Genomic DNA, 20,008 nt, shown 5'->3' with positions numbered 1-20,008 from the left:
TCCGTGCTACATGGAATATGGTTACATGATGTTCTCCTTTCGTAATTAAAATGGGCTAGTGATCTTTTTTCGACTCCGTCCTTACCATCGTTCCTGATTGCTCTGAATTACCAGATCTGTTCAATTTAGAATCGATCCACTGTTCTACATCCTCCTCGCGCCATCGGCGCAAATGCCCTATACGCAAGCTCTTGGGCAGATCACCGTTTTTATCCAGTGAATCCAACGTCCGCAGGGAAATTCCCAATTGCTGGGCGAGTTGTTTCGATCCGATAAGTGTTGGCATAACGATTCCTAATGGAAATTACATTTATTTGCGTTTACTCTCATGGTTAATGCACAATAAATCAAGTGCAAACGAAAACAGCAAAAATGAAATTTTCAAATAGCAGTGTTTCTTATCTGATAGAGGGGCTCAAGATATTGCACCAGGTTGCATTGATCTCAGGTCATTTCCATCAGCCTGAGCTCTGGCAATTCCCGGATTTCAACAAGTGGGCACCATCTCTCACAGTTGGCGGCGTCGAAACATTTGATTGGATTGAAAAGAAAACTGAACAACACCAAAAAAAATTGAGACGAATGCGTGCTCGCACCGTCAAAATAACTACTCATCTTGATACATATATCGAGTTAATTACTCCTTTGTACAAAGCCCTGAAAATTCCGTACGACAAAACCAGCATAGTGTTTGAAAATTTTGATCTGCAAGCAATTCCTGCTTTTCTTCACTTGCAAGAGAAATTCACAGCAACATTTTCTGACGTCGCTGCAGATGGGAAAGAAAGCTACCAGACTCTAATTCGCCGCTTCAATGATCTGGTACCAGCAGCTAAGAGAAATCCGATCAATCCAGAAAATGTGCCCGCTGTTATCCGCCGAGGACTAGCCTTATATCGCGAGTCGGCTGTCACTCGTACCAATTTCAATAAATTGATTTGGGGAATAGCCCTGATAGGGAGTGGCTCTCTCGCTTTACGAGAAACCCACAAGTGCAGCTTTTGTCCACGACGCACGCTTCCTCGCAACAAGTTTTGTGCGGAACACAGCCAGGCTGATACCAGCGTTCTGGGGCGAACGCGATCCAGACAAGCTGCGAACTACAGGTCCGGAAAAGAGGCATGTGCAATCGCAAAAAAATTAGGGCTGATTGACGGGGTGGAAGCGCAGGCTTATGGCTACCAGATAGGCATTGCTGAGAAGCGAATCAAAGAACCAAGAATACTTCGCCGTACAAGTCAAGTCGCAGAGATTATGCTTCCTGCTTATTTTACGTGGAACGTTACTGCGCACTGGTCAATACGATATGCACTTACGAAATCGCCACGAGTTCAAAAACTACTGAATGAGCCACGATTGTTTGATCTCACTTATATCGATATGGTGGACACTATTCGAGAAAAGCTAAATCTTTTTGAGTCCGATGAAGGAGTGCTTACTTATACTGTGCTTGGTTTTGAGAAATGGCTGGAATGTGAAGCGCAGGCACAACCCGGCGTTAGGGGTACCGGTAACCTTGCTGCAAAGCGAATGGATACAGCGCTCGACCTGGCAAGGCAAGGGAAAAAACGAAAAGAAATAGCAACTGCACTCGGGGTCAGGCAGTCGACCGTTACACTATGGATAAAAAAAGATATGCGACTAGCCGCTGCTTTTCACGCTGCAAAAGCTGGAAAATTTTGATATGTTGGAATTGATGTTGATAATTTTGACAAAATACCAACATCAATTCCTCAATACCTGGAACTGAAAGCATCCAGGAAAGAATTCCAACACGAAGCAGTTATATAGCACCTACAAGACTTCAAGCTACAGCGATTGGACTCAACTGTACATTTTCCAATTCCTAATCAGCCAATCACGCACATGCTCCTGACTATGAAGATTTGGAGGAACTTTTCCATGAATCAGTCGCTCAGCTTTTTTTGCTACCTCAGCAAAGCCTTGCCCACATTCGTTAGCAAATTTGTTGACAAAATATAGTACTTCATACCACTCATGACGGTTTAAAAGGGCGCTGTCTGGGAGGTTTCGCTTGGTCGGGTCATCATTTGATGTCGGACCTGATGGGTATTTGAATTGGAGGTCCCCCTTGCGTAACGGACCGTTTCTATGATCTATGTTCATTTTAAGACTTTCGTAGTAATTTGAGGTTTAAAACGACCCACTTATTGCAGATCGCTTTCTTTCATTAACGTCGCGCTGATCGACAATGTGCCGCTACATATTCGGGCTTCCCTCTACGGAAACGCACATACGCGCACACACTGACAGATTTTGGATATATACATTGCATATCCCGATCCCTTTCAGTTGCACCCCAATCAAAAACTTAAGCCTTGCTAGCCAACGAAATAAAAAATATAATCCGCGACCTGTATGTAGCAAACTCAAGAGGAACACCAGAGGTAGTTTGGCGTTCCTTTTCTTGCACCTCATGAACGGCCAAGCTCATGAGGTGAGTTTTAATTCTAAATTTTTTACCCAGCTCCCTGCCTAGCTGTTAGCGCAAGACAAACCCTGTTGCAGTCTGATTATTTTGTACGAAATTGGATGCGAAGTGCTGAATCTGCACGTTCGGGTTTACATATCCCATCTGTCTAAGTATTTGAGGATCCTAAGCACATTTGGAAATCCTAATTGCTACTCAATAAAGATCAAGAAATCCGAATCAAGTAGTCGTTGATTCCTTGTAATATCTGTGCAATCCTCTTTATAGGGAGAACGTCATGCAAAAAATTGCAATCATTGAAGACGACGAATCAACAAACAATCGCTTAAAAGCTCTCGTTCTATCAATTCCAGATGTGAATGTAAGCCAAGCTTTCACGCGTGAAGAGGGTATTGATCTAATCACCAATAATCAATTTGATTTAGTGATTGTTGATGTTGATCTTGGCCCTGGGCCAAAGGATAAATATGGTGGTTTCGAAATTGTTTCCCTGCTAAGCAATTGCCGAACTGTGACTTTGGTCGTTTCTGGAATGCCACAAACAAATCTTCATGAGCTAGCAATCTCACTTCGAGCATATGATTTTATTGGCAAACCTATAAATGAATTGGCATTCATCAATAAGGTAGAACACGCCCTTGCCTCTCACGCGCGCGATCTGAATGAAAACAAAGATGATGACAACGTTACACTTCCTCCAGGTTTAACAAGAGACCCAACAATGCATGCGTGTTTTTGCTGGAAAGGAAAAAAGGTTCGCTTGACCCTCACGCAACTTCGATTGGTCGAATGCCTAGTTGCCACACCCGGCATCCCTGTATCAAAAACAAAACTGGCGGCGCAACTAGGTACCAGCAATTCGGAGGGTGCATTGGCCACTCACCTTAGTGAAGTGCGTCAGCGCTTTTTAGCCGCAGATCCGAATTTCAAGTCAACTATAGAAAGCGAACCAGGTGCAGGATATTTCTGGAAAGTTGAAGAGTAAGAGTCGGATTTGGAGACGGGCTCTTCGTCGGCATGACTTTACTTTGATCTTTGTAATAAGCGGCCTTTTAATTCCGGGATTCATCGTATATGCGATTTACGACTTCCTGGGCACCGTAAAATCCAAGGAAACACAGGTGCAAACCGCAGCGCTCACAAGCGAATTAGCGCAATTTGCTCTAGCGCTTCGCGACGATGACGGATACTCGCTTATCGACAATGCTGAACAGTTGTCCAGAACATCCCGTCAATTGAAGGCCATACCTCTCGAGAAATCATTCTTTGGTTACTTTTTAAATCGAGGCAATGCAAAGGCGTTCGAAACCAGAAATCTATCTTGGGAAGCTCCGAAGGCTTGTTCGGTCAATTTTTCGCCTCTTCCTGTTGCAGGCAAAGATCAGACTGCGGCAGATGTGCGGGCATGTTTAGCATATATACCTAACGATATCGCTGGAAGGTTTATCTATTTTTCATTGCGTTTTCCTAGCCGTGGCATAACACGACATGAGCAAGGTGACAATTTCACTAAAGCGGATCACGTCAGCCTCACATTAAAGGGAGCACGGCGATCAACACATGTCCAGCTTGTGTTTGAAGCCCCTACACTTGCGCGAGACCGGTATCCTTCGCAGCCACGTCGCTTCCTCGGATTGCATGAGGTAACGGCATATTCTAACGACAATCCTCGCCATCTTGTTCGAGAAATAAGCGGGCAAGCATATGAGCAGCAAATTGAAAACAATACCGGTTGGACTGACCGCTATGTAACTTTGTTAGTGCGAATTGATGGTTCAATATTGCTTGAACAAGCTGCGCCTGTTGCTCCAGTTCAGGATAGACAATTTGGAGATGTGACGGCTGCAATTGGGGTTTACATCAGACAGCCTGAAGAGAAAAAATCTGCGCTGTTTTTTGATATACCTTTCGGAACCACTGGACACGGTCAAATATCTCTGGAAAATTTGTATACTCAGCATATCACTTCAAAAGCTCCACTAGACATCCGCCTAGATTCAATAAGTGGAAGGTCGATTTGGAGTTCGGAATCGCTATTAGTAGACACAAAAAAAAGCACAGGATCTTTTCAAGCGGTCTCAGACGGATGGGCCAAATTTATGGTTAATTTGTTCGGCTACAAAAGCACACCTGTGACTATCACCCAGAATGTACGCGCCTCAAAGCCATTGGTCGCGATTCTAAAGCAAGATGAAATATTAGTGCCTGATGTTGCGGCTAGATCTCTTTTATACCTTACGCTTGCACTCGCACTGATAACAGCCGTAAGCGCATTTTGGTGGAGAGCGATTTCTCATTTGCACCGAATTGCTCGTAAAGCATACTTGCTTACTTCTGTTCCTACTATGGCAGAAAATCTTGGCGAATATAGCAAACGCCGTGACGAAATTGGTCGCCTTGGCCGAGCATTTAATTTATTGATATCGAGGAGCCGATCACGAAATACCAGACTAACTCATCGCATGCACCGCGAAGAAATGGAGCGAGTTGAGCGTAATAGAATTGAGAATGAGCAGGTGCGTGCTAGGCAGGCCATTCTGGACGCAATTGGTCATGAAATAAAATCACCACTACAGGCCCTATCAACAAAAATATTGGACGATTCACCGGGAAGTGTAGATGTAAAACGAATGCTCCGGGCAGTTGAAATGCTTGACTTGGCAGCAAGCGTCGAAGCAGGTCTACGAAATTCGGTTGTAGTTACATCAAAACAAGATATTGCAAAGTATGTATCAACATATGTGAGAAATACCACGCGTATTGAATCGCCAGTCATATATGAAGGAGAGGAGTCAGGAATAGTAGCGTTGTATGACCCTCTCGCATTAGAAACTGTATTTGATCATCTAATGGATAACGCCAATCGACATAAAGTGCTTAATTCGACAATTAAAATTTCATTACGGATAGCTATCTCAACAGTACAAATAGAAATTTACAACGAAGGAGAGAATATTCCAGAGACACAAATCGAACGGATTTTTGACTTGGGTGCTACGCTACGGCATTCAACTGAAAATTTGGGCCAAGGACTTTTTGTAGCTAGAGCCAATATGGTTGCTATGAATGGATCAATTGTCGCCGCCAATAAAGATGCAGGCGTATTATTTTTATTAGAGTTACCTAAAGAGTGATCTTTTCAAAGTGACCTTTATTGAAATTTCATTAGAGAAATTGTTTGCAAATTGAAACTTTCCTTTGGAAGTGTCAAGTCAAACGCTTTGCGCAGACTCGCTACGAATCAACCACCTTGTTTCGGGAAAGGCAATTGAAACGAACGGATCGTAACTCCTGTCCTGGTCAGTTAGGGAGTCAACTTTTGAGAACCATTCATTCACTTTATCTTGCTGTGTTGATTTGGCTTGAGGTAAATAGGTCTGCCATGTAATAAGAAAGAGGCGGTTCCAAGGCTTTGTATCGTTGGTGCCTTTTTGCATCGCAGCACACAACACAGCAAAAGTATCTTGTAGTTTTGAGCCGAGTGGAATTCCATCACGAATCGATAACAAAACGGGAAGAATACCTTTCTTATCCCAAAATAGACTATTGAACACTGGCAGAAAATCATCACACCAATATGGAAAATTGCGTAAAGCATGAAATTTAGAAAGTATTGACTCCCTCCGATCTGAAGGGCAACCATCCAAATGGTATTGCTTCAATATTGCCAATATATGCTGAATTTCTTCAATCCATGTGCCATGTACTGGGGCGCGCCTAGGAATACTAGCTTGAAAAACAGCGTCCCAATAGCCATATGCTCTCAACTCCTGCTCCACACCTTTTTCGTCAGTTTGACAAAAATTACCGCCGCGCACATTTCTCCAACCATGCTTCAACATCATTTCAATCGTGACTGCATTCTCCATTAGCTCGGCCTCACGATAATTGCTTACTTCGCGATAAACGATACTGAGTGTTCCAATCGGAGGATGGCGTTTTGTCCAAGCTGAACCTTGACCTGCATTATGCTGGCGATCCCTGCGGCGAATATTTTTTGTTATCCCTACGTAATAGCAATCGTCTTCAAGAGAATGGACATATATTGCTATTCTAATTTTAGATATCAATGATAAAACCTCGAATGACAAAATGAACACCCCTCCTACCTCGTACTGTATTCTTGATTGGAATATCAATGTTTTGGCACAGGGTTGCACTTCGAACTTGAATCCGCCAATCAGATCAACCTGAGAAATTTGTTTTAGAGCATTTCTATAAAAATGCGATGCTAATCAACTAAACTGGCGCCTGAATAACATATCGTCTGGATCGTCGCTGAGACGCAAGATGGTTGCATGACCTATATCAAAACTATAGCTGCCATCTCTAGTCTGATCGCCGTCTTGAAGGCTGAGTTCATCCTCGTTGAATGTGGCAATATATTGAAATGGCTCTCCACGGCTCTGCGCTTCAATTCCTTTTCTATATATATAGTTGAGTGCTTTCACTACAGTCCGTCGAGCAATGCCATGAAAAACCCCATCATGAACAAGAAAGCGTGGTCGGGGCAATTGCTTCTCAATCTGGTGGAAGAAGACAGTCAGGTCATAGGCAACGAGCATTAATCTTGACTGTCCTAATGCATCAACCTTTGGCAGGGAAACAGAAATTTTTACGGGTAATTGTGTTGCAGCACCACCTGATTGAGAAGAAATATCGAAGAATGCGTCCTCGCGTTCCTCTGGTCGAATGGTAATTGCTTCCTGCACTATTTGCATAAATCTCTGTCTGATACTCTCTATAACATCTTGAATTTCTACAATTGTGCGAGCAGCTTCATGTCGACGAATCTGCATATTCAATTCCAACTCCGAAATGCCTGCCTCAAATCTGGCAAGTTCAGCTAGCATAGCTTTGTCGCGCTCGAATGCACCTCGCTCTTTTACCAAGCGCTCTAATGCACCTTTGAATGATTCTGTGAAGTCGGTTGCAGTCACAGCTTGCATCAATAGTGAACGTGCCTTCTCAAGTTCGCTTAAGCGTGTCAATGCGGTGTCACGCATAGCCTCCAAATCTTGTAACCTTTGCCCGTGAAAACGCAAGCGTTGATTGACGAGTGATTCACGAAAAGCGAATACCTCATCCAAAGTCCGCTTGATCGCACTTCCTATAGCCTCGGAGACAATCCGGTATTGCTGGATCACATCCTCTCGATCAATTTCTGGGGAAATATCAATGAAGCGCCGGAGTTTTTCTAATTGCCTTTCTGACTGCTGCACGGTGCGACGCTGAGTGGCAGCTTCGGACTCAAGCTTTGTCAAAGCGTCAGATAAATCGCGAAAATCCTCCATGAAATTGAATTGTTTAAATGCGTCTCCCAAATCAGTCACACGCTTATCTTGTATCGCAATATCCGTTCTCAGTGCCTCAACAGAACGACCAGACTCCTGTTCTAGCCGCCGTTTTAAAGTTAAATGCAGGTCTTTTTTACTCCCGTAGTCGCTACGTAACTCTTCCAAACTAACAAGTGCTTTGTTTGGCAATCCAAGAAGATACATTGCAAACATAGTCATCGTGCGCTCTGTTGCACCTTGATGACTTTGGTATTTCACGGGATCAGTGCGAACCTGCGAAGTAACATCGTCCTTCAAATAGAAAGGAATCAAGGAACGAAGATTACTGCCGGTGACAAAACTCAACTCATCGCCAGGAAAAAAATATTTACTAAGGACCGAACGTGCGTCATCCTCCTGGTAGTCAGCCTCTGGAAACTGGCCTATTTTTAATATCACTGTGCTAGCAAAGGAGCCAAACGAGCGTTTGATTACTATCTCCGTACCGCCAATAGTCATTTCTAGGATGAGAATGTGTCCTTCATCCGCCATGAATTTATATGTCCGCGACGAAAATTTCTTACGCTGCCCAGTTGACAACAACATATAGTCAAGCAACCGGACAACTGATGATTTTCCTATTCCATTAATTCCGATATCGCTATTCTTTTTTGAATAGCGCCCTACGATGAGATTTAACCCGTTACGAAATACAATGTCTTGTTTTAATAGTCCTGACGGAGACCATAGTCTACGAAGCATTGTTGTCCTCAAATAAATCGTAGTTATCCTGGCGCCGGATTTCACGCGCACGGCTCTTGATTAACTGGAGATGATAACCAGCCGTTTCAATAGAGCCAATCGTATACAAGAAATCCAGGGCGGAAAAAAAACTCTGCGGAGTACGGCGTCCATCGAGTCGCAAATATTGTTCGAGCATATGGTCTAACACGACAGGTTTTTTTGCAGCATGCAAACCACGAATGATATCGGCAGCTTGTACAACAACACTGAGAGTCAAATCTGAATCAGGATGTAGAAGTGCCATCAGCTAACCTTTCCAGGTTTGCTACCAATGTGACACTGTGAAAACATGTGGATTAGAAAAGCATCAATAAAAGCTTCAAGGATGTCATCGCTTGCAGAATTGTATTTGGCCGCATAAAACAGCCGTAGCGATCTAAATTTTTCCAAAAAGCCAGAACCATGCATAAATGCATAATCACGTACTACCTTAGACTTCAGCAGCTCCACATCATTAGCACCCAAGACTCGTATAGCGGCATCCACATCTGCTTGCCGATCCAGTGACACGTCAATTAGCGCAAGCATGGAGTCAACATCGGCCTCACTAACGTTGGCACGTACTTTCATTTCAATGTCTGGTGCACTGGCTGCGTATTGAATGGCTGTGGATTCATTCCTTTCTTGGATCAAGTCATCCAAGAGTCCACGAATTATATCGTTTGCAAATAAATCTTCAGAAATATGTAAATGCCTATAAAGGACAATTCGCTTGCCATATACAAGTTCTGCTACGAGCCTGCACAGTCGATCCAATCCCCACAATACGGCACTATCCCCATACAAGGAGGATGCTATCGATATATGATCTTCACCCAGTTCGAAATTTACGAAAAATCTCCAATGTGGGAATTGGTCTTGCCAAATCGCACAATACATCTGGTAATCGTCCGATATCTTCGCTTCAAAAGCCGGCAGTTTAACACTTTGCGGGCCATAGCATGCAATTGCACACTTTTCTGCATGGATCAGCCCATCACACCCACCATCCCTTACAGGACGCAGATTGGCAAAGCCTTCTGGTCCATATTTTTGGTACAAAACTCCAATCACAAAATCTTGAAATTCGAATCCAAGCAGACGATTAATCTGTTGTCGTACAGAACTTTCAAGTACTGACCGAACCAACATCTGCCTTGCTCCTTTTTGATTTGAGACTTCCTTGAAGCTCTTCCAATTGAGGGACGAAGTGAACCCTTGATTTAAGGCTTACCTTAGCAGATAATGAAATACATGACTAAAAAAGTCAAGAGGAGCAAAATGTCTGAAAGAGTATTAATTGGGCCTGGAGAGTATGATCCACATCAATTATCAGCTGCAGAAATCGTAAGATATGCCAGAAACATAAGTGAAAATAATCAAACTGATTTTGCTATTCATATTAACAAAAGCCAATCTATAGTTTCTAAATATGAACGCGGAGAAGTAGAACCGCCTGGGGACGTAATTATTCATTGTATGACTATTTTAATGAAACATAAAAGACGCAGCGAAATATCACTTGAAGAAGTTATTAACCGAATACAACAATCAGCAGCGCTACCAAACGCTCCATTTTTGTTTCGTGCAATTGTGGGCATACTTGATGCTGCATCAATCGAAGCGCCTAAATAGCAGATCGATAACGTTTGCAATACACTTCCTTTTAATAAAATAACTATTTGGGCGGATAGGAAGTAGCATTGAAGATATACAAAAAATCTCCGTTGCCTTGCAATTTCTACGAATATGTAAACGCCCGAGTACTCAGCAGTGGAATAAAAAAAGCCTGCAGTGTATGCAGGCTTTTAATAAGTGGAGGCGAAAATACAATACTCCGGGACTCACTCAAATAAATCGAAACCTTGTCGCGCCATCATCGCGAAGTCGTCAACGCTGACTCCCTCTGAAAAAACAACATACATTACGCGATTCACGTAGTAGGTGCTCATCGAAATACAATCTCACTTTTCAAGGCAGAAATCTCACCTTCTGTGGCAAAAATCTCACCTTCCGTGGCACTTTACGCGAGCGAATTTAAGAAGCGCATGTCGCTTAATTGAACTGGCTGAAGTCCGGCTTGCGCTTTTGGAAAAAGGCCATGAATGCCTCTTTCGCCTCTGGTGCATTCAGCATCGCTGAGAAGTACTTGTTTTCTTCTGCCATCTTGGTGCTGATGGTGGCTGGCTGGTTGCCTTTCATCAGACGCTTGGTGGCACGTATTGATGCGGCTGGCAATGCCGCGAGTTTGGCGGCTTGTTGCTGGGCGTAAGGCAGCAGTTCTTCGAGCGGCAAGACTTTATTGACGAAACCCATTTCAAAAGCTTCAGCGGCGGTGAAGGCTTCACCGAGCATGAGTTTTTCTGCTGCGCGTTGATAGCCGACGATTTGCTGGAAGACCATGCTGGAGGCAAACTCAGGACACAAGCCAAGTTGCGTGAAGGGCATGGAGAGCTTGGCATTGTCAGCCAGGTAAATTATGTCGCAGTGCATCAGCAGCGTGGTGCCTATGCCAACTGCTGCGCCGGAGACGGCGGCAATCACAGGTTTGCCAGACTCGTTCAGAGCCTGCATGAATTGATAGACAGGTGGCACGGCGTCTGGCTCTGCCAGGCTGCGTGCGTTTTTCATGAAGTCTTCAAGATCATTACCGGCAGTGAAAATTTCTGGCTTGCCAGTGATGAGAATGGCGCGTACTGCCACGTCGGTTTCTGCATCGCGCAGCGCATCTGCTATGGCCTGGTACATGGCCTGGGTGATGGCGTTTTTCTTTTCTGGACGATTGAAGTTGATCGTCAAAATTCCGTTTTCTTTGTGGGTCAGGATATCCATTATTGTCGTCTCTTAATTATCAGGTATAGATCAGGTAGATTGTGGTGCAGTAGTCAGCCATTGTAAGGCTTGCTGCCAAAGTGTGTTGCGGAACTGTGGGCGGAAAAAGCCAAAATGCCCTATGCGTCTGGCATCGACGTCTTTGGGATTGATGTAACGGCGCTCGACCCTGGCATTGCTGTAATAGTCATGCATGCTGTCTATGCTGCGGCGGCTCATCATTTCATCATCGGTGAAGCTCATGCAGAGTATGGGCTTGTGGATTTTATGGTGGCCGGTTTGCATGGGGCTGCCATCTTTCTCGACAAAATATTCAGGGCTGCGACACCAGCGTGACCATTGATAAATCACCCCCTTGGGCAAGTCACCGACCTTGCGCATTTTTTTACCGGGAAAGTAACCCCAGATGCGGGTATATACAGGCACGAGGAAATACCACATGAGCCAGACAAAACGCTTCAATTGCGGTGAATTATCGCGCCAGTAGCCGCTGCCGCAACCTACGGTCAGCATGCCATCGATGAGATGGTTGTCAGGCACCAGACCAGGAAGTTGCCCGCCGAGGGAGTGGCCGACGATGAGCAGGGGTACATCGGGTTGCCATTCCTTGGCAGTTTTCAGGGCAGCATTGTAGTCACGCTCGGCCCAGACCAGGATGTCTGCATCAAAACCACGCAATGAATTGCGGTATTGCGCGGGTATGGACTCGCCCATGCCGCGGTAATCAAAACTCAGTACGGCAATGCCATTCTCTGCCAGGAAATCGGCAAAGGGCTCATAAAAATTTTGCTTCACGCCCATGGCCGCCGGCATGACGACGACGGATTTTATTGCGCTTGCGGGTGTAAATTTTTTTGCTGTCAGCGCCGTGCCGTCAGCAGTGATGATTTGTACCGTCTCCATCATGGCTCCTTCAAACTCAGTCGCTTAAAAAAAACCGCGCAGAAAATACAGTCTGCGCGGTTTTTTTTGTTCAGGCAAGCAGCTTACATGCGTTCAAAAATACCGGCAGCGCCCATACCTGTACCTACGCACATGGTGACCATGCCGTATTTAAGGTTGTTGCGATGCAGGGCGTGGATAGTCGTTGCAGAACGAATCGCGCCAGTTGCACCCAGTGGATGGCCCAGGGCAATCGCGCCGCCCATAGGATTAACCTTGGATGGATCCAGACCCAGGTCTTGTACTACGGCCAGGGATTGTGCAGCAAAGGCTTCATTCAATTCAAACCAGTCGATCTGGTCTTGTGTGATGCCAGCGGCACGGCATGCTGCCGGGATGGCTTCTTTAGGACCGATACCCATGATTTCTGGTGGTACGCCACGTACTGCGAAGGAAGCGAAACGTGCCAGTGGTGTCAGGTTGAATTCTTTCAGGATTTTTTCGCTGACCAGGATCAGGGCACCAGCGCCGTCGGAAGTTTGCGAGCTGTTACCTGCAGTAACGCTGCCTTTGGCGGCGAATACAGGTTTCAGTTTTGCCAGGCCTTCGATGGAAGTATCTGGACGTGCGCCTTCGTCACGGCTGACAGTGCGGGTTTTCAGTTCGATTTCGCCAGTTGCCAGGTTAGGCACGCGGTCGATGATATCGACAGAAGTTGTCTCAGCATCAAAGTAACCAGCGTTTTGCGCAGCGATGGCACGTTGGTGCGATTGCAGAGCAAATGCATCCTGTGCTTCACGGGATACTTTCCATTGCTGGGCCACTTTTTCTGCTGTCAGACCCATGCCATAGGCCATGCCTACGTTTTCATCTTTCAGGATAGCCATGTTCATCGATGGGTTGCTACCCATCATAGGCACCATGGACATGGATTCGACACCACCAGCGATCATCACGTCAGCCTGGCCAACGCGGATGCGGTCTGCCGCCATCGCAACGGCAGTGATGCCGGATGCGCAATAGCGGTTGATGGTGACGCCACCGATGCTGTTAGGCAAACCCGCCAGCAAGATACCCATACGTGCCAGGTTCAAACCTTGTGCGCCTTCAGGGAAAGAGCAACCAATGATCGCATCTTCAGCCAGCTTGGGATCAAGATTAGGTACTTGTGCAAAAGCAGATTGCAGTACGCGCACCAGCAAATCATCAGGGCGGGTGTTACGGAACATGCCACGACCAGATTTGCCGATCGGGGTACGGGTAGCAGAGACGATGTAGGCGTCTTGGAGTTGTTTAGTCATGTTAATGTACCTCGATTAGTTACGGACTGGCTTGCCAGTTTGCATCATGCCCATAATGCGCTCTTGTGTTTTTGGATGATTCAGCAATTCCATAAACGCCTTGCGCTCCATGTCCAGCAGCCATTGCTCGCTGACAAGGCTGCCATTATCGATGTCACCACCGCAAACCACTTCAGCAATCATTTTGCCGAGTTTGAAATCATGTGCAGAGATAAAGCCGCCATCACGCATATTGATCAGTTGCGCAGCTATCGTGGCGATGCCATGACGGCCTGTGACTGGCACCAGTTTGCGCATAGGAGCGCGGTAACCGGCGTCAAACATGGCGCGTGCTTCTACCTTGGCAACGTGCAGCAATTCGTAAGGATTGAAGACGATGACATCATCCGCAGACAGATAGCCCATCTTCTGTGCTTCCAGCGCAGATTTGGAGACTGCGGCTGTGGCTGCATTGGTGAAGTAGTTTTTCAGGAACTGCAGCAAATCTGTGCCTTTGGCATCTGCCGCTGCACGTACTGCTGCTTCTTTCAAACCACCACCGCCAGGAACCAGGCCTACGCCCACTTCTACCAGACCGATGTAAGACTCGATGGATGCCACGCGTTTTGCCGCGTGCATCATCAATTCGCAACCACCACCGAGTGCCAGGCCAGAAACGGCAGCAACCACAGGGATGTTGGCGTATTTCAAGGCCTGATGTGCATCTTGCAGGCGGGAGATTGCTGGCTCGATTGCTTTCACACCACCGGACATGAACAGAGGCAGCATGGCTTGCAAATCAGCACCGGCAGAGAAGGCACCGCCGTCAGCCGCATCTGCACTCCAGATCACCAGACCCTTGAAGTTTTTCTCGGCTTCAGCGATGGCTTTTTCCATGCCTTCGATAACGCCTGGGCCAATCACATGCATCTTGGTTTTCAGTGACAGGACCAAAACGTCGTCATTCTGGTGCCAGATACGGACAGAATCATCTTCAAAGAAAGTCGTGCCGGCATTTGCGCCAGTTGCCACGCCTGTACCCAGTACCGGTGCACGGAAGGCTTGACGGTCGTACACGGCCAGATTGGAGCGTGGCACGTAAGTGCTACTTGCTGGCGACCATGAGCCTTCAGCGGTGTGCACGCCTGTGCGGCCATCCAGCACCCAGGCTGGCAGCGGTGCATTGCATAGTGCCTTGCCTGCGTCGATATCTTCCTTGACCCAGCCTGCAACTTCTTGCCAGCCAGACGCCTGCCATGTTTCGAACGGGCCTACATTCCAGCCAAAGCCCCAGCGCATCGCAAAGTCGATGTCGCGTGCATTGTCAGCAATCGTTGCGCCATGCACAGCGATGTAGTGGAAGGCATCACGGAAAATCGCCCACAGGAACTGTGCCTGTACATTGGTCGATTCACGCAGGGTCTTCATTTTCTTGACCGGGTCTTTTTCTTTCAGCATGCGGGCGACAACGTCGTCAGCCTTGGCACCGCCAGTCACATATTGTGCTGTAGCGAAGTCCAGACGCTGAATATCCTTGCCGACTTTTTTGTAAAAACCGGCACCGGATTTTTGACCCAGCGCGCCTGCAGCGACCAGTTTGGCAAGCACTTCAGGTGTTTTGTAGACAGCGAAGAAAGGATCATCAGACAGATTGTCTTGCATGGTCTTGATGACATGGCCCATGGTATCAAGACCAACCACGTCAGCAGTACGGAAAGTACCGGAAGAAGCGCGGCCCAGTTTTTTGCCTGTCAGGTCATCGACGACATCGACAGTCAGACCAAATTTTTCTGCTTCATAAATCGTTGCCAGCATGCCGAAGATACCGACGCGGTTGGCGATGAAGTTAGGTGTATCTTTGGCGCGTACTACGCCTTTACCCAGGGATGTCGTCAGGAAGCCTTCGAGCTGGTCGATGATTTCTGGACGGGTAGCAACGGTAGGGATCAATTCCACCAGGTGCATATAGCGTGGTGGATTGAAGAAATGCACGCCGCAGAAACGGGCTTTCAGTTCTGCATCAAAGCCGTCAGACAGGGCCGTGATGGACAGGCCGGAAGTGTTGGATGCAAAAATCGCATTTGGTGCAATGTGCGGGGATACTTTTTTGTACAGATCATGTTTCCAGTCCATGCGTTCTGCAATGGCTTCAATGATCAGATCGCAACCGGCCAGCACGTCGAGGTTGTCTTCGTAATTGGCGACTTCGATCAAAGCTGCGTCATCCTTGTTGCCCAGTGGCGCAGGATTGAGTTTTTTCAGGTTCTCGATAGCGCGCAGGACGATGCCGTTTTTTGGGCCTTCCTTGGCTGGCAAATCAAACAGGACTACAGGTATCTTTGCATTGATACAGTGAGCAGCAATTTGCGCACCCATCACGCCAGCGCCCAGAACGGCGACTTTTTTAACGATGAAATTGGTCATTTTTAACCTCAGGTAGGACGCCCCAGCCCATCGGAATGGGAAGGGGCGCATGTTTGATTAGAACAAATCAGCTTCGAGTGCCAGCAAATTGGCAGAACCAGAACGTGCCTGGCGGATCAGCATCGCTGTTTCCGGATACAGGCGGGCAAAGTAGAAACGCACTGTTGCCAGTTTGGAGACATAGAACTTGTCGCCAGAATCTTGTTTTTCAAGAGCGATCTTTGCCATTTGTGCAAAGAAATAACTATAGACCAAGTGACCGACTACACGCAGATAAGGCACGGCAGCAGCGCCGACTTCATCCGGATTCTGGAAGGCTTTCATGCCGATTTCCATGGTCAGCTTGGTGACCTTGTCACCCAGTTCAGCCAGCGGCGTAACAAATTCTGCCAGTGCTTCGTTAGTGCCATTGGCTTCAACGAAAGCTTGTACCTTGGCACCAAATTTGCGCAGTTTTGCACCATTGTCCATCAGGATTTTACGACCCAGCAAGTCCAGGGACTGTACTGTATTCGTGCCTTCATAAATCATGTTGATACGGGCATCGCGTACATATTGCTCCATGCCCCATTCAGCGATGAAACCGTGGCCACCGTAGACTTGCAAACATTCAGAAGTCGCCGTCCATGCATTGTCGGTGATGAAGGCTTTGATGACTGGTGTCAGCAAGGCGACTTCGTCAGCGCAATCTTTACGGACTTGTTCATCAGGGTGATTCAGTTCTTTATCCAGTTGCAGGGCAACGTAGGAACAGAATGCGCGTGCGCCTTCTGCATAGGCTTTTGCTGTGAACAGCATGCGGCGTACGTCAGCGTGGACGATGATAGGGTCAGCTGGCTTGTCCGGTGCTTTAGGGCCAGACAGGCTGCGCATCTGGATACGGTCTTTAGCGTAGACCAGGGCATTTTGGTAAGCCACTTCTGTCAGACCCAGACCTTGCATACCCACGCCCAGACGTGCGGCATTCATGAACACGAACATCGCATTCAAACCCTTGTTAGGACCACCGATGAGCCAGCCAATTGCGCCGTCCAGGTTCATCTGGCAAGTGGAATTGCCATGAATACCCATTTTTTCTTCAATCGCGCCGCAGAAAATAGGATTGCGTTCGCCATTGCTGCCATCTGCATTTGGCAGATATTTAGGAACGATGAACAGGGAAATACCTTTCGAACCTTCTGGTGCGCCTGGCAAACGTGCCAGTACCAAATGGACGATGTTTTCTGACATATCGTGTTCACCGGCCGAGATGAAGATCTTTGCGCCTGTGATTTTGTAGCTGCCGTCAGCCTGTGGTTCTGCCTTGGAACGCAGCATGCCCAAGTCAGTACCGCAATGTGGCTCGGTCAGACACATGGTGCCAGTCCAGTCGCCAGAGATCAGCTTGGGCAGGTACAGGGATTTTTGTTCTGGTGTGCCATGCTCATGGATACATTCATAGGCACCATGCGACAAACCTGGGTACATGGACCAGGCCTGGTTGGATGAATTCAACATTTCATAGAAAGAATTGTTGACTACCAGTGGCAAGCCCTGGCCGCCGAATTCCGGGTCGCAAGACAATGCAGGCCAGCCAGCTTCCACGTACTGTTTGTAAGCTTCTTTAAAGCCTTTTGGTGTAGTGACAGTGTGATTGGTCTTGTCGTGGTGGCAGCCTTCGCGGTCACCGGAGTGGTTCAGTGGGAACAATACATTGGCAGTGAATTTGCCGCCTTCTTCCAAAATCTGGTTGATGATGTCGCCATCAACATCAGCGTGCTTGGGCAGCTGTTTCAATTCTTCTTCTACATTCAACAGCTCATGCAACACGAACTGCATATCACGCAATGGAGCGATATATTGACCCATGATTTTCTCCTGACGGCAAAGTTAAAACGGTAAATGTGGATACTAAATTTTTGCGGCGATGATCAATCAAGCAGTGATCTGCACCGGCGCGTAATACTCGATCATACGTTCAAATCCAATCTCGGCACGGCCTACACTGCCCGGCTTGCGCAAGAAGCGCGCATCATGGTGCAGGGCTAATATCAGGCCATACATTTCATACACAATCTGTTCAGGTTCGACATCATCACGCAAATGGCCCAGTTGTATCGCCTGTGCCGCAGCGCGGTGCAAGGCCCCCTGCCACGCGTGGACCATACCAACCAGCTCATCCCTGATAGGTCCTGCCCTGTCATCATATTCGGCTGCACCGCTGATATAGATACAGCCAGATGCAATCTCTACCGTGACGCGCTTGACCCATAATGCAAACATGGACTGCAAACGCGGCAAGCCACGTTCTTCTTTCATGCTTGGATAAAACACTTCTTGCTCGAAATGATGGTGGTACAGCTTCAGCACTTCAATCTGCAAATCTTCACGCGAACCGAAATGGGCAAACACGCCAGACTTGCTCATGTTCATCTTGTCGGCCAGCAAACCTATGGTCAGCCCCTCTATACCATCCCGGCTGGCAGCATCCAGGGCTACGTCCAGAATGGCGGCGCGGGTCAATTCTCCCTTGCGCATGAATTTTGATGTCATATTCATATTACATTGATTGTGTTGAAAAGATTCATGTCTACAGTAGTGATGCCAGAAGTGATGCAAACAAATGAATTTATCGAACGCTCGTACTATTATGCACAGCGCCTGAAAAGTCAAACCAGATTGCGTCTTTAGAGGAGAGTATCTATTATGTTTTTCCTCCTGCCATCCCGTTTTTTGCTCTTTGCTTAGTCCCGGTTCAGTCCTGACTTAGTCATGGTTATGGGTCTGGTCAAGTTGCCGCCTATCACGCTTGGTTGGTCTGGTCGTCAGCTTCGCTGTCGGTTCACGGAAATACTTTCTGTCTTCTGCTACTTTGGCTCGTTTTGCTGCGCTCTCTTCGGTTTCTTCATACATGGTCTGAGCGATGGTTGCCGATCCTCGCGTCTCCAGTATGCGCAAGACCCTGACCTGCCACACCTGTTCAGCCTGCTGCACCTCGATCAGGTCGCCGATCTTGACATTGTGGGCAGGCTTGACGCGCTGCTCGTTTTGCAGGACGCGGCCCAGTTCTATGGCATTGGTCGCCAGGCTGCGGGTTTTAAAGAATCTGGCTGCCCACAGCCATTTATCGATACGGGTGGTGTCACTCATGAAGGATGTCGCTTTTCTTTACAAATGTACGGGTCAATTACTATCCAGTATGGCCCTAAAAAATACGTCCATACTATTTTGATGCAATTTATGGCAGCTGTCAGTCAAATACAATGCATTTTCGCCCAATGATTGTGCATACAACACAGCGCACCACGAAATTGAACTATGTTGCAGTGCGCATAGACAATAAACTGAACGACCGTACAATTCGGCAAAGTTTTGTATTAATTCATATACTTCGCATGTTTGCCAATTTGGTCGGATCAGCTCATGAGCTCTGTTGAAGAACTAAGTGGAAAAAAGCGCGCGATTCTCATTGCCGCAGAGAAATGCTTTGCCGCCCAAAGCTATGAAGGCGTGTCCATACGCGACATCGCCCATGAGGCCGGTGTACCCATCGCCCTGATCGGTTATTACTTTGGCGCAAAGAATGAGTTGTATCACGCCATCTATGAACATCACAGCGGTTATATCGCCGAACGCCTGAACGGTTTGCGTCACGCACGCACGCATAGTGCACCGGGTGTAGCATTGGATGCCATCATCGCCGCCTTTGTCATGCCTGTACTGAAACTCAATGAAAAAGCAGAAGGCGCAAACTTTTCACGCATGGTCATGCGTGGCGTGATTGACCAGCACGAAGCCAGCGATCGCATCACGCGAGAATTCTACGACCCCATGGCACGCGAATTCATCGCTGCCCTGCACGACGCACTACCTCATGCCCCTGCTGACAGTGTCTACTGGAGCTATCAGTTCGCCCTCGGCGCCTTGCTGCATCATGTCGTCGATACCCGAATAGAACGCCTGTCTGATGGTTTGTGCCCGGCACGGCAGGCTGATCTGGCGGCACCCTATCTGCTGCGTTTCATCACCGATGGCATCAAGGCGGCTACGCGGGTGGGCTGAAGCGCTGGCCTGTGTCACAATGCAGGCCAAACGGACTC

General features: G+C 47.3%; 17 protein-coding genes. 5 read left to right on the top strand and 12 right to left on the bottom strand.

Annotation, left to right across the window (positions count from 1 at the left end; genetic code table 11):
• Window positions 1-55: 55 nt before the first annotated feature.
• Window positions 56-286 (bottom strand): helix-turn-helix transcriptional regulator, encoded by a 231-nt coding sequence (locus tag AC3WQT_RS07690; protein WP_492703280.1) that lies wholly within the window; start codon window positions 284-286, stop codon window positions 56-58.
• Between the two features lie 65 nt (window positions 287-351).
• Between AC3WQT_RS07690 and AC3WQT_RS07685 the strand changes: the two genes are divergently transcribed.
• The 3 genes from AC3WQT_RS07685 to AC3WQT_RS07675 all read left to right on the top strand — a co-directional run bounded on the left by AC3WQT_RS07685 (window position 352) and on the right by AC3WQT_RS07675 (window position 5,586).
• A complete protein-coding gene (locus AC3WQT_RS07685; RefSeq protein ID WP_492703279.1) occupies window positions 352-1,683 on the top strand; it encodes a hypothetical protein in 1,332 nt (443 codons plus the stop codon).
• Window positions 1,684-2,729: 1,046 nt separating this feature from the next.
• The gene (locus AC3WQT_RS07680) at window positions 2,730-3,437 is read left to right on the top strand and encodes a response regulator transcription factor (protein WP_492703278.1); all 708 of its coding nucleotides are present in this window, start codon (window positions 2,730-2,732) and stop codon (window positions 3,435-3,437) included.
• A 136-nt stretch (window positions 3,438-3,573) separates the two neighbouring features.
• On the top strand, window positions 3,574-5,586 hold the full coding sequence (locus AC3WQT_RS07675; RefSeq protein ID WP_492703276.1) for a sensor histidine kinase: 2,013 nt from the start codon (window positions 3,574-3,576) through the stop codon (window positions 5,584-5,586).
• Window positions 5,587-5,664: 78 nt separating this feature from the next.
• Here the strand turns inward: AC3WQT_RS07675 and AC3WQT_RS07670 are convergent, their stop codons facing one another.
• The 4 genes from AC3WQT_RS07670 to AC3WQT_RS07655 form a co-directional block, all read right to left on the bottom strand.
• Window positions 5,665-6,543 carry a GIY-YIG nuclease family protein gene (locus AC3WQT_RS07670; RefSeq protein WP_492703275.1) on the bottom strand — a complete coding sequence of 293 codons (879 nt, stop codon included), beginning with the start codon at window positions 6,541-6,543 and terminating at the stop codon, window positions 5,665-5,667.
• 144 nt (window positions 6,544-6,687) lie between these two features.
• Entirely contained in the window at window positions 6,688-8,490 is a 1,803-nt protein-coding gene (locus AC3WQT_RS07665; RefSeq protein ID WP_492703273.1) for a DUF2326 domain-containing protein, read from the bottom strand.
• The gene (locus AC3WQT_RS07660) at window positions 8,480-8,776 is read right to left on the bottom strand and encodes a hypothetical protein (protein ID WP_492703272.1); all 297 of its coding nucleotides are present in this window, start codon (window positions 8,774-8,776) and stop codon (window positions 8,480-8,482) included. The genes AC3WQT_RS07665 and AC3WQT_RS07660 overlap by 11 nt, the downstream gene beginning before the upstream one ends.
• Window positions 8,776-9,663 carry a hypothetical protein gene (locus AC3WQT_RS07655; RefSeq protein WP_492703271.1) on the bottom strand — a complete coding sequence of 296 codons (888 nt, stop codon included), beginning with the start codon at window positions 9,661-9,663 and terminating at the stop codon, window positions 8,776-8,778. The genes AC3WQT_RS07660 and AC3WQT_RS07655 overlap by 1 nt, the downstream gene beginning before the upstream one ends.
• Before the next feature lie 102 nt (window positions 9,664-9,765).
• Between AC3WQT_RS07655 and AC3WQT_RS07650 the strand changes: the two genes are divergently transcribed.
• Entirely contained in the window at window positions 9,766-10,146 is a 381-nt protein-coding gene (locus tag AC3WQT_RS07650) for a helix-turn-helix domain-containing protein (RefSeq protein WP_492703269.1), read from the top strand.
• A 420-nt stretch (window positions 10,147-10,566) separates the two neighbouring features.
• Here AC3WQT_RS07650 and AC3WQT_RS07645 read toward each other — a convergent pair whose 3' ends face one another.
• The 7 genes from AC3WQT_RS07645 to AC3WQT_RS07615 all read right to left on the bottom strand — a co-directional run bounded on the left by AC3WQT_RS07645 (window position 10,567) and on the right by AC3WQT_RS07615 (window position 19,058).
• Window positions 10,567-11,343: an enoyl-CoA hydratase gene (locus AC3WQT_RS07645; RefSeq protein ID WP_492703267.1), complete on the bottom strand. Its 777-nt coding sequence runs from the start codon at window positions 11,341-11,343 to the stop codon at window positions 10,567-10,569.
• A gap of 30 nt (window positions 11,344-11,373) precedes the next feature.
• Window positions 11,374-12,249 (bottom strand): alpha/beta hydrolase family protein, encoded by an 876-nt coding sequence (locus AC3WQT_RS07640; RefSeq protein WP_492703266.1) that lies wholly within the window; start codon window positions 12,247-12,249, stop codon window positions 11,374-11,376.
• Window positions 12,250-12,329: 80 nt separating this feature from the next.
• Window positions 12,330-13,526 carry an acetyl-CoA C-acyltransferase gene (locus AC3WQT_RS07635; protein ID WP_492703264.1) on the bottom strand — a complete coding sequence of 399 codons (1,197 nt, stop codon included), beginning with the start codon at window positions 13,524-13,526 and terminating at the stop codon, window positions 12,330-12,332.
• 15 nt (window positions 13,527-13,541) lie between these two features.
• The gene (locus AC3WQT_RS07630; RefSeq protein WP_492703263.1) at window positions 13,542-15,929 is read right to left on the bottom strand and encodes a 3-hydroxyacyl-CoA dehydrogenase/enoyl-CoA hydratase family protein; all 2,388 of its coding nucleotides are present in this window, start codon (window positions 15,927-15,929) and stop codon (window positions 13,542-13,544) included.
• 57 nt (window positions 15,930-15,986) lie between these two features.
• Window positions 15,987-17,777, bottom strand: a complete 1,791-nt coding sequence (locus AC3WQT_RS07625) for an acyl-CoA dehydrogenase C-terminal domain-containing protein (protein ID WP_492703262.1) — start codon at window positions 17,775-17,777, stop codon at window positions 15,987-15,989.
• A 66-nt stretch (window positions 17,778-17,843) separates the two neighbouring features.
• Window positions 17,844-18,446 (bottom strand): TetR/AcrR family transcriptional regulator, encoded by a 603-nt coding sequence (locus AC3WQT_RS07620; RefSeq protein WP_492703641.1) that lies wholly within the window; start codon window positions 18,444-18,446, stop codon window positions 17,844-17,846.
• A 228-nt stretch (window positions 18,447-18,674) separates the two neighbouring features.
• Window positions 18,675-19,058 (bottom strand): RNA-binding S4 domain-containing protein, encoded by a 384-nt coding sequence (locus tag AC3WQT_RS07615; RefSeq protein WP_492703260.1) that lies wholly within the window; start codon window positions 19,056-19,058, stop codon window positions 18,675-18,677.
• Between the two features lie 273 nt (window positions 19,059-19,331).
• Here AC3WQT_RS07615 and AC3WQT_RS07610 point away from each other — a divergent pair, with 273 nt between their 5' ends.
• Window positions 19,332-19,970 (top strand): TetR/AcrR family transcriptional regulator, encoded by a 639-nt coding sequence (locus AC3WQT_RS07610; RefSeq protein ID WP_492703259.1) that lies wholly within the window; start codon window positions 19,332-19,334, stop codon window positions 19,968-19,970.
• Window positions 19,971-20,008: the final 38 nt, after the last annotated feature.

The organism is Undibacterium sp. FW305-107 (genome assembly GCF_058788535.1).
Note: the sequence above shows the minus strand (reverse complement) of the source record. Positions and strands in the feature narration are given on the sequence as shown.